This is a genomic window from Acidobacteriota bacterium, assembly GCA_016716715.1.
Lineage (GTDB): Bacteria > Acidobacteriota > Thermoanaerobaculia > UBA5066 > UBA5066 > Fen-183.
Window position 1 is genome coordinate 480,252 of sequence record JADJVE010000001.1, and the last position, 18,026, is coordinate 498,277.

Here is an 18,026-nt window from a genome sequence, read left to right on the forward strand (position 1 = left end):
ATCAGCTTGTCCAGGGCGCCGTGGAATTCGCCCTGTTTCGTTTCCTGGATGTAGACCGTTACGACGGTTTTGATGGCGGGAACCAGCCGGGTTGCTGACGTCGCGATCGCGACGGTCGCCTGAGGAGGAGGAGCCTGCAGCCCGCCAGTGTCACGACTGCGGTACCGAGGAGGAGAACGGCCGCGAGGAGGGGAGGGAACCTTTTCGAAGTCTTCATCTCTTATCTCCTGTTGAGGGGGACGGAGCCGTGGGGGAAGGTGCGAGCGACGCGAGCGTCTGGAACGCCGGTTCGCCGCGGAGCGGGGCGAAAACCGGGTCGTGCTGGATCTCGACGAGGCCGTAGCCCTTGGCGACGGCCTTCTGGAGCCACGTCAGCGCTTCGGCCTTCTTCCCGAGGACCATCGCGGCCGCGGCCGCCGTTTCGAGAACCTCGGAGTCCTCGGGGGCGAGCGCGACGCCGCGCCGGATCTCGGACCACGCGCGTTCGGGGGCTCCCGTCATGGCCAGGCACCGGCCGAGAAGGACGACGCTCACGGCGTCGGCCGGATTCACGGCCAGCTCGGCGGTGACGAGCGGGAGCGCCGTCTCGTAGGCCGCGCGGGCGCGCGCGGACTCGTTCGGAATCTGCGAGAGCGCGTCGCCGAGGTAGACGTGCCAGCGGTAGTTCTTCGGCGCGAGGTCGACGGCGCGCTGGAACGAAACGGTCGCCTCGGGGAAGCGGCCCAGGAGATAGTGCGCGACGCCGAGGTTCGAGAACGCCTGCGGCACGGGGCTGATCCGGATCGAATCGTCGAGGGCGGCCCGCGCCTCCTCGAACCGGCCGAGGCGCAGGAGGGCCGCCCCGAGGTTGAAGTGCATGCGGGCGACGTCGGGGTTCAGGGCGATCGCGCGCCGGTAGGTCTCGACCGCCTTCTCGTACCGGCTGCTCAGGAAATAGAGAGTGCCGAGCCGGTTGAATCCGCTCCACGACGTGGGCCGCAGCTCGACGAGCCGGAGGAGCGTGCGCTCGGCGCCCGCGGTGTCCTTGCTCTTCTGGAGAGCCGAGGCGAGGGCGAGGATCGCCGTCACGGAGCTCGGGTCGCGGTCGACGGCTTTTTTCAGGACCGCAATCGCGTCGCCGCTCCGCCCGGTCGCGGTGAGGATTTCGCCCAGCGTCACCTGCGCCTCGGGGAGGTCCGGATCGAGCGCGTTCGCGCGCTGGGTCGCCTGCTGCGCGAGGCCCGCGGTCGCGGCGTCTTTCGTGAGGGCGTAGGCCCGCAGGTACGCGCGGCCGAGCGCGGCCTGCACGAGCGCGGAACCCTCGGCCCCGGGAATCCGGCTGAGGAGCGCGATCGCCTTGTCGACGGAGGCCCGGTCGTCGTAGCGCTCGAGGTACCCGAGCGCGACGACGTAGTCCGTCTGCGGCGCGCCCGCGGGCACGGAGGCCGGCTGCGGCGTCGCGGCCCCCGGTGAGAGTTGCAGCCGCAGCGCGGCGACGAGCTTCCGGGCGAGCTCCTCCTCGAGCCTGAAATGCTCCGCGGACGGCCCCGTCACTTCGCCGGCCGCGATCTGGACGGGGGAGCCCGCGAGCGAGAGCGAGAAGGAGAGCTGGCGCTCCTCTCCCATCTGGCGCACCGCGGGCTGGACGAGGAGGTTGGCGCCGGTGTCGCGCGCCCACTTTGCGGGGTCCGTCTCCTTGAGCATCGCGGGGCCCGACGGCGGCATGATCGCGAGATTCGGGACGCCCTGGAGCTTCACGCCCAGGCTGATCGACACGCCGTCGCACAGCTGGCGTCCGTCCGGGCGCCCGGTGAGGTCGGTGGCGGGGAGGATCGCGAGCAGCTTCGACGCGGGCAGGGCCGAGCCTGCGCGCTCGCGCATGGCCACCCAGAAGAGCGCCGCGCCGACGACGAGCAGGATGGACCCGGCCACGAGGAGCGCGCGGCCGCCCCCGCGGCGCGCGGCGGACGCCGATCGCCCCGAGACGGGGAAGATGGCCGTCGTGCGCGAGCCCGCGGCGGCCTCGAGGAAGCCGCGGGTGTCGCCGATGGTCGCGGGACGGCCGGCGGGGTCCTTCCGGAGCAGCCGCTTCATGAGGTCGCGCAGCGGCGCCGGCGTCGCCGCGGGCAGCGCCGCCCAATCCGGCTCGCGGTCGAGGATCGCGACGAGGATGTCCGACACGCTCTCGCCGTCGAACGCCTTCCTTCCCGCGAGCATCTCGTAGAGGACGCAGCCGAAGGACCAGAGGTCCGAGCGCGCGTCGAGCGCCCGGCCGCGCGCCTGCTCGGGGCTCATGTAGCTGGCCGTCCCGAGGACGACACCCTGGTGCGTCGGGTCGGCCGCGAGAGTCGGCGAGTGGGAGATCTCGGGTGAGGCCGCACCGAGGGCGAACGCCTTCGCGAGGCCGAAGTCCAGGAGCTTGACCTTGCCTTCCGGCGTCACGTTGACGTTCGCGGGCTTGAGGTCGCGGTGGAGGACGCCCTTGGCGTGCGCGGCCTCGAGGGCGTCGGCGATCTGGAGCGCGAAGCGGATCGCCTCGCTGGCGGAGACGGGCGCGCGCACGATGCGCTGCTTGAGCGTCTCGCCGGACACGAGCTCGAGGACGAGGAAGCGGACGCCGTCGATCTCCTCGAAGCTGTAAATCGCCGCGATGTTCGGGTGGTTCAGGCTGGCGAGGACGTGGGCCTCGCGCGTGAAGCGCAGGAGCCGGTCGGTGTCCTGGGCGAAGGCCTCGGGAAGGACCTTGATCGCGACGTCGCGCTGCAGGCGCGTGTCGCGGGCCCTCCACACTTCGCCCATCCCTCCCGCGCCGAGGCGCGACAGAACCTCGAACGGCCCGAGACGGGAACCGGGTTCGAGAGGCATGGTGTCGTGACGATTATCTACAATCCCGGCCTTATGTTGTTACACGGTGCGTCCGCGCCCGCCGCCGCCCTCCTCGCCCTCCTCGCCGCCGGGCCGGGTGCCCCCGCCGAATCGCCCGCGGCAGGCCTCTGGAACGCGTGGCCGGCCGCGCGCGTTTACATGGGCGATCCCTTCGCTCTCAAGTCGGCGATGCTGCGCGCGGAGATCGCGCGCCTCGTCGAGCGCTATCCGGGCGTCGTCCGCGTCGCCGAGGAAGGCGTCTCGTCCGAGGGCCGCCCGATTCCTCTCCTCCTCGTCGGCGACGGGCCGACGACGGTCCTTCTCTGGTCGCAGATGCACGGCGACGAGCCGACGGCCACGTCGGCGCTTCTCGACGTCCTGAACCACATCGGCGCCACGCGCGCCGCGCCCGCGACGAAGGCGCTCCTCTCGAGGCTCACGCTGGCCGTGATCCCGATGCTCAACCCCGACGGCACCGAGCGCACGCGCCGGACGAACGCGCAGGGCATCGACATCAACCGCGACGCGGGCCGCCTCCAGACGCCCGAGGGGCGGTTCCTCAAGTCCGTGCGTGACCGGCTGAATCCGGCGGTCGGCTACAACCTTCACAACCAGGGCCCGAACCAGCTCGCCGGCTCGGCCGGCGCCCAGGCCGCGATCTCGCTTCTCGCCGTGCCGTTCGACGAGGCGTTCACGGAGAACGACGGGCGGCGCACGACGAAGCGGCTCGCGGTCCTCATCCGCGACCTGCTGCAGCCGTGGGCGCCGGGCCGCGTCTCCCGTTACGACATGGAGTACACGGCGCGGGCGTTCGGCGACTCGATGACACGCTGGGGGACGCCGACGCTCCTGATCGAATCGGGCGGGTTCGCGGCCGCCGGGCCCGACGAGGCCGCGGCGCTCGTGCGCCTGAACTTCGTCGCGCTCCTCGCGACGCTCTCGGCCCTCGCGGACGGCACCGTCGCGAAGGTGGACGCGGCGGCGTACGACGCGATCCCGCTGAACGTGCGCGACAGGCTCATGGATGTCGTCGTCCGCAACGCCCTCGTGGTCGGCGGCGGCGGCCTGCCGCCTTACTTCGCCGACGTCGGCTGGAACGTCCCCGCCACGCGGCCGGGATTCACCGGCTCCGCCGTGGGGCGCGGGCGGGGCGGCGCGGTTCTCGAGGTGGGCGACCTCGACTCGTACAAGGGCAAGGCCGAGATCGACGCGACGAACCGCGTCCTCGCCGTTGCGCCGAAGGGCGGCGCCGAGGGCTGGGCGAAGGCGCTCGAGGCGCTGAAGGCGAAGGGTCTCGCGACGCCCGACGGGACGCTCACGCTCACGCTCGACGCGCTCTCGCAGGAGGCGAAGGCGTGGAGCGAGGGCGCGGCCACGCTCGCGCCGGGTTACGGCGGCGACTTCCTGCTGATCGCGCCGTCCGGGGACGGCCGGTTCCGCGTGGAGCGGCGGCTCTCGGTCGCGAGTCCCTAGTCGAACGCGCGGACGACGTCCTCGACGTACTCCGGCCGGCGCATGCCGGCGAGGACGACGTCGACGCCCGGCGTCGCGAGGAGGGCGCGGAGCGTGCGCTGGGCGAGTGAGCCCGCGGCGGGCGCCGCGCCCGCGAACGCCGACGTGACCCACGCCTGCAGCTCGCGGACGCGCGCGCTTTCCCACGCCGCGTCGCGCCCGAGTCCCGCGAGCGCGTCCGGCGGGAGGTTCGCGAAGCGGACGAGCCCGCGGCCGGAGAACGCGTTGAACGGCCGGTTCACGAGGACGCCGAGGCCGGAGGCGCGCGCGACGTCGAGGACGCTCCGGCCGTCCTCCGTGTGGATCGGCTCGCGGGCGCCCGTCTCGATCGGGTTGAACGGGAGCTGCACCGCTGCGAAGCCCGGACCCGCGCCCGCGAGGAGCCGCTCGAGCGAGACCGCATCCGCGCGCTCCCGCGCGACGACGAGCGTGTTCGACGAGACGCCGTACGCCCCGATGCGCCCGGCGGCGATCTCGGATTCCAGGCGGCGGAACGCGCGCGCGGTCCGGTCGTAGAACTCGGCCCGCGCTTCCTCCCGGGGAATGCCCGCGTGGACGGCGTGCGTCAGGAAGTACTCCGGGTTGTGGAGGAGCAGGAGGTCCACGCGCGGCATCGCGAGGCGCGCGAGCGAGGCCGTGAGCTGGTCCTCGAGGAAGTCGGGCGAGATCGCGTGCCAGAGGTCGGGCCCGTATTCGACGACCTCGGTCCACGGCCGGCCCGCGCGAACGCGCCGGCGCGCCTCGTCGAGGTTCCCGCCCTGCAGGTATCCGATCTTCGTGACGACGACGACGTCCTCGCGCCGGACGGCGCCGCGGAGAACGGCGTCCGCGAGGACCTCGCCCACGAGCGTCTCGCTGTGGCCGTCGGCGTAGTTCGTCGACGTGTCGATCAGCGTGACGCCCGCGTCGAGCGCGCCGGCCAGCGCGCGCCGATGGACGCCTTCGCGGTCGTCCACGCGGTAGCACCCGAACCCGGCGCGTGAGACGCGTGGATGCACGCGGCCGAGGGGCGCGTACGCGTCGTTCCCGAGCCGCGGGATCGTCAACGCGGCGCCGCCGCGGGCGCGGCGGCCTTGGCGGGGGTGTGATCGCAGTAACGCGTCCAGATCGTGGCTGAGACGAGTGCGGCGATCGAGAGCGTCACGACGACGACGAGGGCGACGGGCCGCGCCTTGCGGGACGGCGCCACCGAGAGGGACTGCGCGAGGCGCTCGGCGCTCGTCGTGCGGTGCGCTCCGCCGGCCTCGAAGGACGCTTCGACGTCCCCGAAGCGCACCGACGCACCGGAGGAAAGCGGCGCCTCGGAGACGCGCTTCCCTTCGACGAAGATTCCGTTGGCGCTGCCGAGGTCGCGGGCGACCCAGCCGTCGCCGATTCGCTCCACGATCGCGTGCTTGCGCGAGACGGAGCGGCTCTGGAGGACGACGTCGCAGTCGGGATCGCGGCCCACGACGGCGCGCGCCTCGAAGACGATTCGCCGTTCGTTGCCCGCCTCTCGCACGGTCAGGACGCCCGGCATCCTTCTTCCTCCTCGCCCGCCCGGAATCTTATGTCGTCTGCGTCTCCGGCGTTCCAGGCTGCGGCGCGAGGACGAAGGCCACGTCGCCGACGTTCGTCCCCGTCGGCCCCGGACAGAACGCGTCGCCGAGCGCCTCGAAGAACGGTCCGGCGTCGTTGTCGTGGAGCGCATGGCCGGGGTCGAGGCCGAGCGCCTCCGCGCGCGCGAGCGTCGTCCCGTCCGCGAACGCGCCCGCCGCGGAGGCCTCGTAGTCGACGCCGTCCGTTCCGGCGCAGAGGATGGTCGCGCCGGAAATTCCCGCGATCGCGTACGCCGCGGCGAGGGCGAGCTCGCGGTTTCGTCCGCCGCGCCCCGCGCCGCGGACGGTGACGGTCGTCTCGCCTCCGAAGATCGTGAGGAGACGCCGAGCCGCGACGCTGCGCCTGCGCAGGTTGCCGGCGGTCGCGCCGGCGAGCGCGAGGCGCCGGCCGGCCGCGCGCGCCTCGCCCGCGAGGAGGTCGGGCACGACGCGCGTCTCGAGGCCGAGGCGGCTCGCCTCGACGCGCGCCCCGTCGAGAGCGGTCCGGACGTCCGCGAGGAGGACGCTCCAGCGCGGGCCGACGCCCTCGCCGCCCGGGGCGGCAGGGAGGTCGAGGTGAGCGCGGACGGCCTGCGGCACGAGCGGTCCGAGCCGGTACCGCTCGAGGATCGCGCGGGCCTCGGCGGGACGCGGCGGGACGCCGAGCGTCGGCCCGGACGCGACCAGGTGCCAGCCGTCGTCTCCGAGGTCGGAGAGGACGAGCGTCATGACGTCGGCAGCGCCGGCGGCGGCCGCGAGACGGCCGCCCTTGACGCGCGAGAGCGCACCGCGCACGACGTTGAGGTCGGCGATCGGCGCTCCCGCGGCCATGAGGAGCGACGCCGTGCGGGACTTGTCCTCGAGAGAGAGACCCTCGGCCGGCACCGCGAGCAGGCTGGAGCCGCCTCCGGAGAGGAGGACGAGGAGGAGATCGCCCTTGCGCTGCCGCCGGGCGAGCGCGAGGGCGGCCTCGCCGGCGGCGAGGCTGTTCTCGTCCGGGTGCGGGTGGCGCGCGTGGATGACGGCGGCGCCGGGCGGCAGGCCGTCGGTCGCCGAACCGGCGGGCGCGACCACGAGCGCCTCGTCCAGCCGGCGGCCGAGGCTGGCCGCGGCCGCGACCGTCATGGGCACGGCGGCCTTGCCGACGGCGAGGACCGTGACGCGCTCGGGCGCGAAGACGAACTCGCGGCGCGCGGTCGACGACACGGAGCGGACGACGACCGCGTCGCCCCGCCGCCCGAGGGCCTCGGAGACGAGCGCGGCCGGGTCCACGGCGCCGACGGCGGCGCGGTAGAGCCGCGTCAGGATCTCGCGGTCGTCCAAAGCGCACGGAGTCTAGCGAAACCGCCGGGTGCCGGAGGGGTAAACTCGTCTGCAGGAGAACCGCCATGGCACGCTCACGGATGGACGACATTCTCGGATCGGTCAAGGACGCCGGGGACCGCGGCCAGGAGATCGCCTCGCAGGTCGCCGCGCGCGTCGAGGACGTGCTCGACGAGGCGGGCGCCCAGGGCAAGCGCGTCCGCAAGGAGCTCGCTCGCCGCTGGAGGCACGTGGACCGCATCGGACGCGACAACGCCTTCGTGATGGCGTTTGGCGCGCTCGCCGTCGGGGTCCTGATCGGGTACCTCGTCGCCCGCGACGACGACTAGAGGCCCCTGCTAATCTGCCCCCGGGGAGGGAGCGCGCCCATGGGCATGTACATCATCGCGGAGCCCTGCATCGGCGTGAAGGACACCGCGTGCGTCGAGGTCTGCCCCGTGGACTGCATCCACCCGAAGAAGGACGAAGCCGGCCACGCCGAGGCCACGCAGCTCTACATCGACCCGAACACGTGCATTCAGTGCGGAAACTGCGAGCCGGTGTGTCCGCCGAAGGCCATCTTCACGGAGGAGACGATCCCCGAGAAGTGGAAGCATTACCAGCAGATCAACGCCGACCACTACGCCTGATCGGATCCGCGTGCAGCTCTCGCAACGGATCGGCGTCCTGCGCACGGGTTTCACGCGCACGTTCTGGGTCGCGAACGTCCTCGAGCTGTTCGAGCGCTTCGCGTTCTACGGCTCCAAGGCGGTCCTCGCCGTCTACCTGAACCGCACGGTCGGGCTCGGCACGACGGGCAACGACCTCGTCGGGGTTTACGGCCTCCTCGTTTTCGGCCTCCCGATTTTCGCGGGCGTCGTCGTCGACCGCTTCGGCTTCAAGCGGAGCCTCCTCGCGTGCTTCTCGATCTTCTGCGTCGGGTACACGCTCATCGGGCTCGCGGGCATGCCGGCGGGCCAGCCGTTCGTGGATGCGCTCGGGAAGAAGGGCTACGTGGTCCTCGCCCTCGTCGTCACGGCGATCGGGGGCTCGCTCATCAAGCCCTGCATCGTCGGAACCGTCGCGCGGACGACGACCGAGGAGACGAAGTCCCTCGGCTACTCGATCTACTACTCCCTCGTGAACTTCGGCGGGTTCTTCGGGCCGATCCTCGCCGGCGAGGTGCGGACGCGCTTCGGGATCGCGTCGGTCCTCCTCATGTCGGCGGCCGTCTCGGCGGCGCTCGTGCTCGGGACGCTCGCGTTCTACCGGGAGCCCGAGGGGCCGCGCGAGGGACGCACGTTCGCGAAGGTCATCTCGGACGCCGCGACCGTGCTCCGGAACGTGCGCTTCCTTCTCTTCCTCGTGATCTTCTCGGGCTTCTGGATCATGTTCTGGCAGGTCTTCTACGCGCTGCCGTTTTACGTGACGGACATCCTGAAAATCGAGCGTTTCGAGCTTCTCGAGACCGTGGACGCGCTCGGGATCATCTTTCTCTCGGTGCCGGCGACGGCGCTCATGAAGAAGGTGCGGCCGATCCGCGCGATGGCGGGCGGCTTTGCGGTCGCGAGCGCGTCCTGGCTCGTGATCACGCTCACGCAGAGCTGGCAGGGCGTCGTCGTCGCGATGCTCTTCTTTGCGCTCGGCGAGTCCATGCAGGCGCCGCGCTTCTACGAGTACGTCGCGGACCTCGCGCCGGAAGGGCAGACGGGCACTTACATGGGCTTCGCGTTCCTGCCCGTCGCGATCGGCGCGTTCGTCGCGGGGCGCCTCTCGGGCTACCTCATCGAGCACTACCTCAAGGGCCCGAATCCCGGCGGAATGTGGATCCTGCTCTCCGCGATCGGCTTCGGATCGACGGTCGCGATGCTCCTCTACGACCGCTTCATCGCGCCGAAGAAAGCCGCTGCCTGAGGGCGGAGCGCGCGCCTTGTTTACCTTCTTCGCTCTTCTCGTCGCCTTCGCTGCCCTCGGGCTCGCGGCGTGGCTGCGCGAGCGCGTCGTGCGGCTGGAACACGAGGTCGCCGCGCTGCGCGCGCCGGGGGAGGGAGAGGGAAGAGAAGAAAGAATTTCTTTGAAGGTGAATACGGAGGCGGAGCACGCGGCCGCACCGGCCCGCGCGACGGATGCTTCCGCACCGCCGATCGCATTCCCCGCGCCGCCGGTGGCATTCGCCCCACCGCCCTCTACACCTTCTAAGCAAAGCGCCGATGCGGCTGCTTCAGTCGCGCCTGCTGGCTTCGGCGAAGTGTTTCGAGAGGGAGCAAAGACATCCTCTCCGGTCGACTGGGAGAGCTTCGTCGGGATCAAGCTCTTCTCGTGGATCGCCGGGATCTTCCTGACCATCGGCGCGATCCTGTTCCTGCGCTACTCGATCGACCGCGGCTGGCTCACCGAGCCGATCCAGATGGCGATCGGGATCGCCGCCGGATCGGGGCTCCTCGTCCTGTGCGAGCTCCGGGCCGCGCGACGGTACGCCGTCACCGCGAACGCGCTCGACGCCGCGGGCCTCGTGATCCTGTTCTCGACGCTGTTCGCGGCGCACGCGCGCTGGGGGATCCTCGGCTCCGGCGCAACGTTCGTCGCGCTCGCCGCCGTCGCGGCTCTTGCCGTGATCCTCGCGGTCCGTCACGACTCGACGTTCATCGCTCTGCTCGGTCTCCTCGGCGGCTTCGCGACGCCGGTCCTCCTCGGGACGTCGTGGCCCGTCCTTTTCCCGTTTCTCGGCCTCCTCGCCGTCGGCCTCTTCGCCTTCGCCGTTCTCCGGAAGGCGCCTCTCCTCCACACGCTCGCGGGCCTCGCGACGCTGGCGGTGCTCGGTTCCTGGTGCGTGCAGTCGCTGACGCCCGACCTCCTCGTGCCAGCCCTGACGGCCGCGGTCGGCCTCTCGCTCTTCTACCTTTTCGCGCCGGCGCTCGGCGCGCGTCTCGCGCCGCCGGACCCGCTGCCCGCCGGGGCGGCGGGCCTCGGGCTTCTGGGCCACGTGCTCCTCCTCTTCGTCGCCGCGGAGAGGTCGCTCGTCGTCCCGCCGGCCGTTCCCGAGGCGCTCGCGCTCTTCATCCTCACCGCGGCGGCGACGCTCGCGGCGCGCCGCGCGGGGGCCGCGTGGGTGAACGCGGCGGGGCTCGCCCTGGCCGTCCTCGCCGTCGCGCGCTTCACGTTCACCGCGAGCCGCACGCCGTGGCCGCTGGCCGCCCTCGCGGTGGCGGCCGCCCTCGCCCTCTGGAGCGTGGCGGCGTGGGTCTTCGACGGGACGATCGCCTTCGGCCGCGCCGCCGCCGTCGCGCTCGTCGGGGCGCAGGCCGTGGCGATCGCGGTGTCTCTCGTGCCGGGCTCGCCGCCGCTCCGCGCCGTTCTCGCGGCCCACGCCCTCTTCCTCGTCGCGCTCTTCGCGGTGGCCGCGGGGGCTCCCGAGCCGCGCCTCTCCGTCCTTGCCGCGGGCCCCGCGATCCTCGCGCCCCTCGCATGGGGGTTCTGGCGCCGGGACGGTGCGCCGTGGCAGGAGGTCGCCCTCTTCGCGGGCGTCCTCTGGGCGCTCTTCGTGCTCCATCCGCTGGTGCTCGGGCGGCGCGCGGGCCGCGCGCGCGCGCCGTACCTCGCGGCGGTGCTCGCGAGCGCGGGCTTCTTCCCGATCCTGCGCGTCGCGCTCGAGGAGGGCGGTTACCGCCCGGTGATCGGATTTCTTCCGCTCGCGATGGCGCTCGGGATGTCCGCCCTCCTGGGCCGCCTACTCACGCTCGGCATCCCTCCCGAGGAAGACCGCTCGCGCCTCGCGCTCGTGGCGGGCGCGGCGCTCGCGTTCGTGACGGTGGCGATCCCGCTGCAGTTCGAGAAGGAGTGGCTCACGCTCGGCTGGGCGTTCCTCGGCGCCGCGCTCGCGTGGCTCTTCGGGCGGATCGCGCACCGCGGCCTCGTCGTCTGGTCGCTCGCGCTCTTCGCGGCGGCGTTCGTGAGGCTGGCGCTCAATCCCGCCGTCCTCACGTATCACGCGCGCGCGGCGGCGCCGGTCTTCAACTGGTATCTCTGGGTCTACGCGGCGGCGGCGGCGGCGTTCTTCGCCGGAGCGGTCCTCCTCCGGGGCCCGGGCGCCGCGGCGTGGCCGGTCGGCGTCGCCCTCCTGCCCGCGGGCGGGGTCGCCATCCTTTTTGCGCTCCTGAACCTCGAGATCGCGGACTTCTTCGCGGAGGGGCGGCGGATCGTCGTGAACCCGTTCTCGACGACGCTCGCCGAGGGGCTCGCCTACACTCTCGGCTGGGCGCTCTTCGCGATCGCGCTGCTCGTCACGGGGATCGCGAAGAAGAGCCGCGGCGCGCGTGCCGCCGCGCTCGTCCTCCTCGTCGTCACGATCCTCAAATGCTTCCTCTTCGACCTCGCACAGCTCGGCGGCCTCTACCGCGTCGGGTCGTTCGTCGGCCTCGCGGTGTGCCTCGCGCTCGTGGCGCTGCTCCTGCAGCGGTTCGTGCTGCGGCGTTCCGAATCCTGACGGCGTGACCGTCGGTCACGGCTTCGCGGCGAGCACCGGGGGCGCGTAGAGCGGGTCGTTCGTGACGTTGTCGATGACGCTCGCGTAGGCGGCCACGAGGCCACCCGCCGGCGAGATGCGCAGCACGCCGGAGAGGGGACCGTCTCCGAGGCCGCGGCCGTGGAAGAGGTCGTCGATCTGGACGCCTCCCGCGAGCGGGACAGGCGTCTCGAAGACGTCGCGCCTGATCCCGGCCTCGTCGAAGATCTCCACTTTGACGGCCACGGAGCCGGAGCCGGGCGCGGAGGACAGGTCCACGAGCGCGAGATTCGTCCGGAAGCCCGCGCCTCCCGCCGGGAGCAGGATCTCGAGCGACTCGCCGCCCCCCGCGGACTGGAAGCCGTTCAACGCGGGCAGGAGGAGTCCGTACGTTCCGCCGGAGGGCGTGACGGTGTACGTGCGCGACGTGACGCGGATGCCGCCGGAGTCGTCGAGCGCGCCGAACGTCTGGAATCTCAGGCGCGCGACGCCCGAGAGCCCGAAGGCCGCGAAGAGAACGTCGCGGATCGTCTTGGACTCGCGGGGAAGGAGCGGCAGCGTGAGCAGCCGCTCGGTCGTGTTCTCGCTCCAGAGCTTGATCGCGAGCGTGACCGACTGCATCCGCTCGGACGGGTTGTAGAGGAACAGATCCGTCCGGAACTTCGCGCCCTTTGCGCCGTCGGCGTGGACGACCGCCGGGATCGTCCGGGCGACGAGCGAAGGGACGTCCGGAGGGAACCACGTCGGGTCGTTCGTCGCATTGTCGATCACGATCAGTCCGGCGATGGTCTCCCCGCCGCGCGGCGTGAAGAGAAGCGAGCCCGCTCTCCACGCGGGCGCCCCGAGCGCGGCCGCGAGGTCGGAGACCTGGCGCTGGGACGCCGCGGGCGTCGCGATCGCGCCCTCGAGCGGGCCCGGCGCGCCGGAGTCCCCGCTGACGAGCAGGCCGGCGCTCGAGCCGCGGCCGCTCACGTCCGTCGTCACGAGGTTCGAGCGGAACCCGTCGCCGAGGAGGGCGGCCGAGAAGCTGACGGGGAAGTTCGTGCCGAGCGCGGCGAAGACGTCGACGGCCGCGACGCTCATCCCGTAGGTCCCGCCGCCGGCAGCGGGTGTGTACGTACGGCTCGTCGCCTCGATCGACCGCGCGCCTTCCGGAGAGAGGAGGAGCGCGCCCGCTCCGGCGGGGAGGCCGAAGAGAGTCGAGAGGACGTCGGGCACGGTGAGGACGGACGAGGCCGGCAGCACGACCGTCGCATCCGGCGCGGAGGCCGCCGCGTCGGCGTTCGGAAGGAAGCCGACCGTGACGCGCACGGCCTCGGCATCGGGGTTGCGCAGGACGAGATTCGTGCGCCACGCGGCGCCGAACATCCCGGACGCGTGCGCCGCCGCGGGGATCACGAGGCGCTGGCGCAGCGAGCCGCGCACGACGCCCCACTCCTGGACGACGTCTCCGCCTCCGCCTCCGCCGGACGGCCCGGCCACGGGCGGGAAGAACGCGGAATACGACGCGCCGGAATCGAAGAGAAACGGCGCGCCCGTCGCGGCCGCGTCCACGTCGAGGTGGACGAAGCCCTTGTAGTCCGTCTCCTGCAGGAAGAGCTCGTCGTAGGCCGTTGGCGCGGGCGATCCGACCTCCCAGATCGCGAGCGCGGGGTCCTTGAAGATGCGCTGGTCGACCTGCGGGCGCGGGCGGTGGACCTGGACGAGGAGGCGCGTGCCGGAGCTCCCGGCGTGAAGCGCCTCGACCTCGGGCCGCGTGACGTCGCGCCAGGCCTCGACGAGGCCGCCGGCGGGCGTGTGCGACGAGAGAACCGTGGGGCCCGTGCCGCGTTGGATCATCCACGCGCCGGAGAAATCGGCCGTCGGCACGGCGAAGAGCAGGGTGGAGTCCTCCGATGGGGAGTCGGTTGCAATCTCCGTTCGCGTCCCGGCCCCAACCCTCGTGACGGAACGGTGCCAGGGCGGGAAAACGAATCCCACGACATAGGCCTGACCATCGGGTGTTATCCAGCCCTGGCGCCAGTCATTCCCGGGTTCGTTGCTGAGCCAATGGACGCTGCCGTCGGGGTCGACGATGTAGAGGCCCGGGCCGGTCCCCGAGCCCCCTTGTCCCGAGGGCTGCAACGGGGTGCCCGAGAGCAGCGCACGTCGCCCTTCGCGGTCCATGCCGACGAGACGGCTTTCGTACGAGGCGAGCACGCGTCGCCGCGCGACCCCGGCGGCCGAGATGTCCCAGAGCCCCAGATACCAACCGGAGTCGAATTCGTTGAACGCGAGAAGAAAGGGATTCTCACGTGTGCCGATCCGGATGCCGGATCCAATCTCGTTCACGACCGGTCCGCCCGTGTCCACGGACCGGGTCACCCCGGGAAGAGCAGGCAGCGCCAGCGTGGACCACGTCGTGCCGCCGTCCCGGCTGAAGAACGCCCTGAGGCCGGTCGGGTTGTCGCCCGGAGCGAGGCTCGCCCATCCGGTCGCGAAGAGGGTCAGGACTCCGTCCTCCGCCTCGAAGGCAGCCGCGGAGTAGAGGACGGCGGGCGCCCCGCCGGGCGTGACGTCGCGCGGCTCCTCGACGCCCTGCGTGTCGTAGACGACGAGGCGCGCCTGCGGCGTGAAGCAGGAGATGCAGCTTGGTCCGGGCGGGGACATCACGGACACCTGCTCGATCAGGAGCGCGTGCCGATTGGTGCGTTTCTGGACGGCCGGGATCGACTGGCGGCTCGTGATCGGCGCGTACGAGACGACACGGGCCTCGGCGGACAGCCCGAGGAGGAGGGCGGCGGCGGCGAGGGCCGGACGGACGCGTTTCATGGCGACTCCTGGGCTTCGGACGTTCCGGGCTCAACCGGAAGTGCGGCGACGAACCGCGGGCTCACGCCCCGTTCTTCTCAGTACTCCGTCGCCGGGATCATCCGGATGAAGCTGCCGTCGGAGGTCTGCGCGTCGTTCAGGACGCCGTACGCGAGCCACGTGTCGTCGCCGGAAACCCGCCGGACGACGGCGTAGGCCTTCGTGACCGAGGCGGGAACTCCCGCCACGTCGAAGATGCCGGACCACTGCGTCCAGTCGCCGGGGGCGAGGGAGACCGAGACCGCGCTGCCGACGGGCTGCCCGTTGGCGGCGTCCCAGAGCTGGACGGAGAGAGAAAGGGTCGACTCCGACGCGCCCCCGAGGTGCACGACCGCGAGATTCGAGCGAATCGACGCGTCACGCGTGAGGCCCGGGACGAGCGCGGAGGCTCGCGCCCCGCCGCCCTTCGCGGCCGCCGGGTACGCGACGCCGAAAGCGCCGCCCGTCGCCGCGTTCGGGTTCGGCGTGGTCGTGCGGGCGATCGCGACGGTGCGCGGCGCGTCGAGGCTGAAGAGATTGCGGAACTCGACGGCGAGCGTCCCGGCCTGCGCACCCGTCGAGGCGTCGGGCACGACGAGGCCCTTGCTCCTCAGGTACCCGATGATGTCCGGGATCGTCGTCTGCTGCCCGGCGGCGAGGGTGAGCGTCACGAAGGGCACGCCGGTCGAGGATCCGAGAGAGGGCTTGTAGAAGAGATCGACCGGAGTCGGGAACGCGCCGTCGTTCGCGAGCGTGAGCTCCGTCGTGTAGTGAGAGCCGGCGGCGCCGAACACGTCGAGGACGACCGGGACCACGAGCCGCCGCGCCGCGGAGAGGCCGCCCGGGCGGTAGAGCGGGAGGATCGAGCCGTCGGAGGTCTTCGCGTCGTTGACGACGCCGTACGCCGTCCACGCGCCGATGCCGGACGAGCGCGCGATCTTCACGTACCCGTGCGCGGGCTCCGTCATCCCGGCCTGGAGCAGGACGCCGTTGAGCTGCTTCCATTCGCCGGGAGCAAGCGTGACGAGGATCGACGCCCCGGCGGTCGCACCCGACTGGTCGTAGACCTGGACGGAGAGCGTGATCGGGTCCGCGCCGCGCCCCGGAACGTGCGCGAACGCGAGGTTCGAACGAGAGACGCCGCTCACGCTGCGAAGACCGTAGATGGCGCCGGCTTCCTCGGCGGCGTCGAGGTCGGACGGGGCGTCGAGAAAGACGCCGTAGCTTCCCGCGGCGTCGGTCGCGTACGTCCGCGAGAAGGCGTAGAGCGCGTCCGTCCCGGCGTTCGGAAGCCTGGCCGGGTCGATGGACACCGTGAGAGAGCCCGCGACCGGCGGCGGGCCGATCGCGACGCCGCGGTCGCGCAGGAACTGGAGCGCGTCCGCTGCGCGGATCTCGGTGTGGGGCGCGAGCGCCACCGTGGCGCTGCCGCTCCCGGAGCCGGCGAAGTCGGGCGCGGCCGTGAACGCGACGACGGCGTCGAGGTCCGCGTCGGACCGGTTGCCGAGCGTGAGGTCGGACCGGAACCGCGCGCCAGAGGCCCCGGGCACGTCGAGGACGACGGGCACGAGCTTCGCGGAGGAGGACGTGTCGGCGGCGAAGAGGCCGCGGCCCGCGGTGCCCGCCCAGAGCGTCGTCCCGAGGACGCGCACGACGCGCGCGTCGACGCCGAACTCGACGCCCGCGCTCTCGGGCTGCCAGCCGCCGTCCTTCTTGCGGAGGACGCCCGCGGCGCCGCCGGCCGCAAGGGCCATCCCGTTGCCCGTGTCGAGCGACGAAACGAAGGCGGTGTTCGCGCCGAAGTCGTCGCTCCGCCACGATCCGGGGATCGAGCCGCCGAGTGTCGCCGCGGCGATGCCCGTCGCCGGCGCCGCAAAGAGCGTCGCCGCGTCGCCGCCGATGGCCTGCACGAGCGACGGTGCGCCCGGCGCGCCCTGCCACGTCTGCTTGCGCGCGAAGAGGGCCGTGCCCGTCGACGCGTAGAGGGTTCCGTCGACCTCGCGCGCCGCGAGGATCGACTCCGTTCCCGAGAGGCCGCCGTTGTCCGCCGACCACGAGGAGACCACCCAGCGCCACATCCCGGCGCTCGGCGTGCCGCCCGCCACGCTGCCGTCGGCCGCGACGCGCACGAGCGCGGACGGCACGACGCCGGCGGGGAGCCCGGCGACCGCGGGCGCCGTCGACGTGATGGACGCGTTGACGAGGGTGTAAGCCGAGACGTCGCAGTTCGACGCCGCGAGGAACAGCCCGGACGCGGCCGGCGCCTCGGCGCCCGCGCTCCCGACGCCGGCGAGGGACGTCACGTCGCCGCAACCGTTCGCGGAGGCGCTGCCCAGTACGGACGACACGGGCGCCAGGCCCGCGCCGCGCGCGGAGGCGAGCGTGGTCCCCGCGATCGTCGCGACGTCGGAGATCGTGGAGGCCCAGAGCCCCGTTCCCGCCTCCACCCACGACGAACCGGACAGTTGGTAAACGGGCGCTCCTGCGGTTCCCGCGTAGAGGTCCGTCCCCGCGGCCGTGAAACTGAGCGCGCCGGGGGCGAGGATCGTGAAGTTGTCGGGCGCCCAGGAGCCGGATTTCTTCAGGATGCCCGCGTCCGCCGTCGCGGCGCGCAGGACGCCGCCGCCGAACGTGATCGCGCGAACGTCGTGGAAACCGAAACCGGGCTCCGCGACCCAGGCCGCGCCGTTCCACGAGTAGAGCGTCTGGTCCGTGCCGGCCCACAGGACGCCGTTCACGGACGCGAGCGCCTGCACGGTCGCCGTGACGGGCATTCCCGTCGAGAGGAACGTGACTGCGGCGCCGGTGTAACGCGCGACGGTGCCACGGACGCCCGCGACGAGGTCGCCGTTCCAGACGGCGGCCGAAACGACCTTGCCGCCCGGGCTCGCGAGGACGGCCCACGTGTTGCCGGTCTTCTTCGCGACTCCGAGGCCCCCGGCCCAGACGCTCGTCCCGTCCGTTGCGAGCGCGGAGGGCTGCGTCACGGAGACGGGGACCGCTTCCGCGAGCCAGGAATCCACGCACGGTCCGCCGGGAGTCGGTGCACAGGCCACCTGCCGCTGCCACACCTGCGCGCCGTCGGCCGCCCAGACGGAGCTGCCCGACACGAGGGAGAGAACGTTCTGTCCCGCAAGTCCGCCGGGCGTCCACGCGCCCGAGGCCAGCTTCCAGACGCCCCACGGCGTTCCGGCCCAGACGTTCGTGCCGTCCGAGGCGAGCGCGGTCGCGGTCGCCCCCTGGAGCGTCGGAACCTGCTGGAACCTGAGCCCCGCGCGCGCGGGCGACGCCGCGCCGAGGACGGCGAGGCAGGCGAGCGCGACGGCGCGGGACGCGATACGGCGGGCGGGCGGGCGGCGTGTGTCTGTCACTTCGGACAGAATAGCGGTATTCGCTCGGCCGCAGGGTGCGTAACCTTTCGACGCTCCCGCGCGTCTGACCAGGTTGCACGCGCGGGACTC

11 protein-coding genes are annotated in these 18,026 nt (G+C 72.5%); 5 read left to right on the top strand and 6 right to left on the bottom strand.

What is annotated here, in order from left to right:
- Window positions 1–213: 213 nt before the first annotated feature.
- Complete coding sequence (locus tag IPL89_02140) at window positions 214–2,844, bottom strand: protein kinase (GenBank protein MBK9061991.1); 2,631 nt, start codon at window positions 2,842–2,844, stop codon at window positions 214–216.
- 33 nt (window positions 2,845–2,877) lie between these two features.
- Between IPL89_02140 and IPL89_02145 the strand changes: the two genes are divergently transcribed.
- Complete coding sequence (locus IPL89_02145) at window positions 2,878–4,317, top strand: peptidase M14 (GenBank protein MBK9061992.1); 1,440 nt, start codon at window positions 2,878–2,880, stop codon at window positions 4,315–4,317.
- Here IPL89_02145 and IPL89_02150 read toward each other — a convergent pair.
- The 3 genes from IPL89_02150 to IPL89_02160 are packed head-to-tail and all read right to left on the bottom strand — an operon-like array spanning window position 4,314 to window position 7,256.
- Complete coding sequence (locus IPL89_02150; GenBank protein MBK9061993.1) at window positions 4,314–5,402, bottom strand: aldo/keto reductase; 1,089 nt, start codon at window positions 5,400–5,402, stop codon at window positions 4,314–4,316. The genes IPL89_02145 and IPL89_02150 overlap by 4 nt on opposite strands.
- Entirely contained in the window at window positions 5,399–5,875 is a 477-nt protein-coding gene (locus IPL89_02155; protein MBK9061994.1) for an FHA domain-containing protein, read from the bottom strand. The genes IPL89_02150 and IPL89_02155 overlap by 4 nt, the downstream gene beginning before the upstream one ends.
- A 28-nt stretch (window positions 5,876–5,903) precedes the next feature.
- A complete protein-coding gene (locus IPL89_02160) occupies window positions 5,904–7,256 on the bottom strand; it encodes a DUF4147 domain-containing protein (protein MBK9061995.1) in 1,353 nt (450 codons plus the stop codon).
- Between the two features lie 65 nt (window positions 7,257–7,321).
- Between IPL89_02160 and IPL89_02165 the strand changes: the two genes are divergently transcribed.
- From IPL89_02165 to IPL89_02180, 4 genes are read left to right on the top strand one after another with little or no spacing between them, the layout of a single operon-like run.
- The gene (locus IPL89_02165; GenBank protein MBK9061996.1) at window positions 7,322–7,585 is read left to right on the top strand and encodes a hypothetical protein; all 264 of its coding nucleotides are present in this window, start codon (window positions 7,322–7,324) and stop codon (window positions 7,583–7,585) included.
- 45 nt (window positions 7,586–7,630) lie between these two features.
- Window positions 7,631–7,885, top strand: coding sequence for a 4Fe-4S binding protein (locus IPL89_02170; GenBank protein MBK9061997.1), 255 nt, complete (start codon window positions 7,631–7,633; stop codon window positions 7,883–7,885).
- A 10-nt stretch (window positions 7,886–7,895) separates the two neighbouring features.
- Window positions 7,896–9,149 carry an MFS transporter gene (locus tag IPL89_02175; GenBank protein ID MBK9061998.1) on the top strand — a complete coding sequence of 418 codons (1,254 nt, stop codon included), beginning with the start codon at window positions 7,896–7,898 and terminating at the stop codon, window positions 9,147–9,149.
- A gap of 16 nt (window positions 9,150–9,165) precedes the next feature.
- Window positions 9,166–11,718 carry a DUF2339 domain-containing protein gene (locus IPL89_02180; GenBank protein ID MBK9061999.1) on the top strand — a complete coding sequence of 851 codons (2,553 nt, stop codon included), beginning with the start codon at window positions 9,166–9,168 and terminating at the stop codon, window positions 11,716–11,718.
- A gap of 15 nt (window positions 11,719–11,733) precedes the next feature.
- Here the strand turns inward: IPL89_02180 and IPL89_02185 are convergent, their stop codons facing one another.
- Both IPL89_02185 and IPL89_02190 read right to left on the bottom strand, forming a co-directional pair.
- The gene (locus IPL89_02185; GenBank protein MBK9062000.1) at window positions 11,734–14,547 is read right to left on the bottom strand and encodes a hypothetical protein; all 2,814 of its coding nucleotides are present in this window, start codon (window positions 14,545–14,547) and stop codon (window positions 11,734–11,736) included.
- A gap of 77 nt (window positions 14,548–14,624) precedes the next feature.
- Window positions 14,625–17,936 (bottom strand): hypothetical protein, encoded by a 3,312-nt coding sequence (locus IPL89_02190; GenBank protein MBK9062001.1) that lies wholly within the window; start codon window positions 17,934–17,936, stop codon window positions 14,625–14,627.
- Window positions 17,937–18,026: the final 90 nt, after the last annotated feature.

Bases quoted from the DNA above. Each gene is read 5' to 3' on its own strand.
- IPL89_02140 (MBK9061991.1), bottom strand. From the start codon at position 2,844: ATGCCTCTCGAACCCGGTTCCCGTCTCGGGCCGTTCGAGGTTCTGTCG.
- IPL89_02145 (MBK9061992.1), top strand. From the start codon at position 2,878: ATGTTGTTACACGGTGCGTCCGCGCCCGCCGCCGCCCTCCTCGCCCTC.
- IPL89_02185 (MBK9062000.1), bottom strand. From the start codon at position 14,547: ATGAAACGCGTCCGTCCGGCCCTCGCCGCCGCCGCCCTCCTCCTCGGG.
- IPL89_02165 (MBK9061996.1), top strand. From the start codon at position 7,322: ATGGCACGCTCACGGATGGACGACATTCTCGGATCGGTCAAGGACGCC.
- IPL89_02170 (MBK9061997.1), top strand. From the start codon at position 7,631: ATGTACATCATCGCGGAGCCCTGCATCGGCGTGAAGGACACCGCGTGC.
- IPL89_02155 (MBK9061994.1), bottom strand. From the start codon at position 5,875: ATGCCGGGCGTCCTGACCGTGCGAGAGGCGGGCAACGAACGGCGAATC.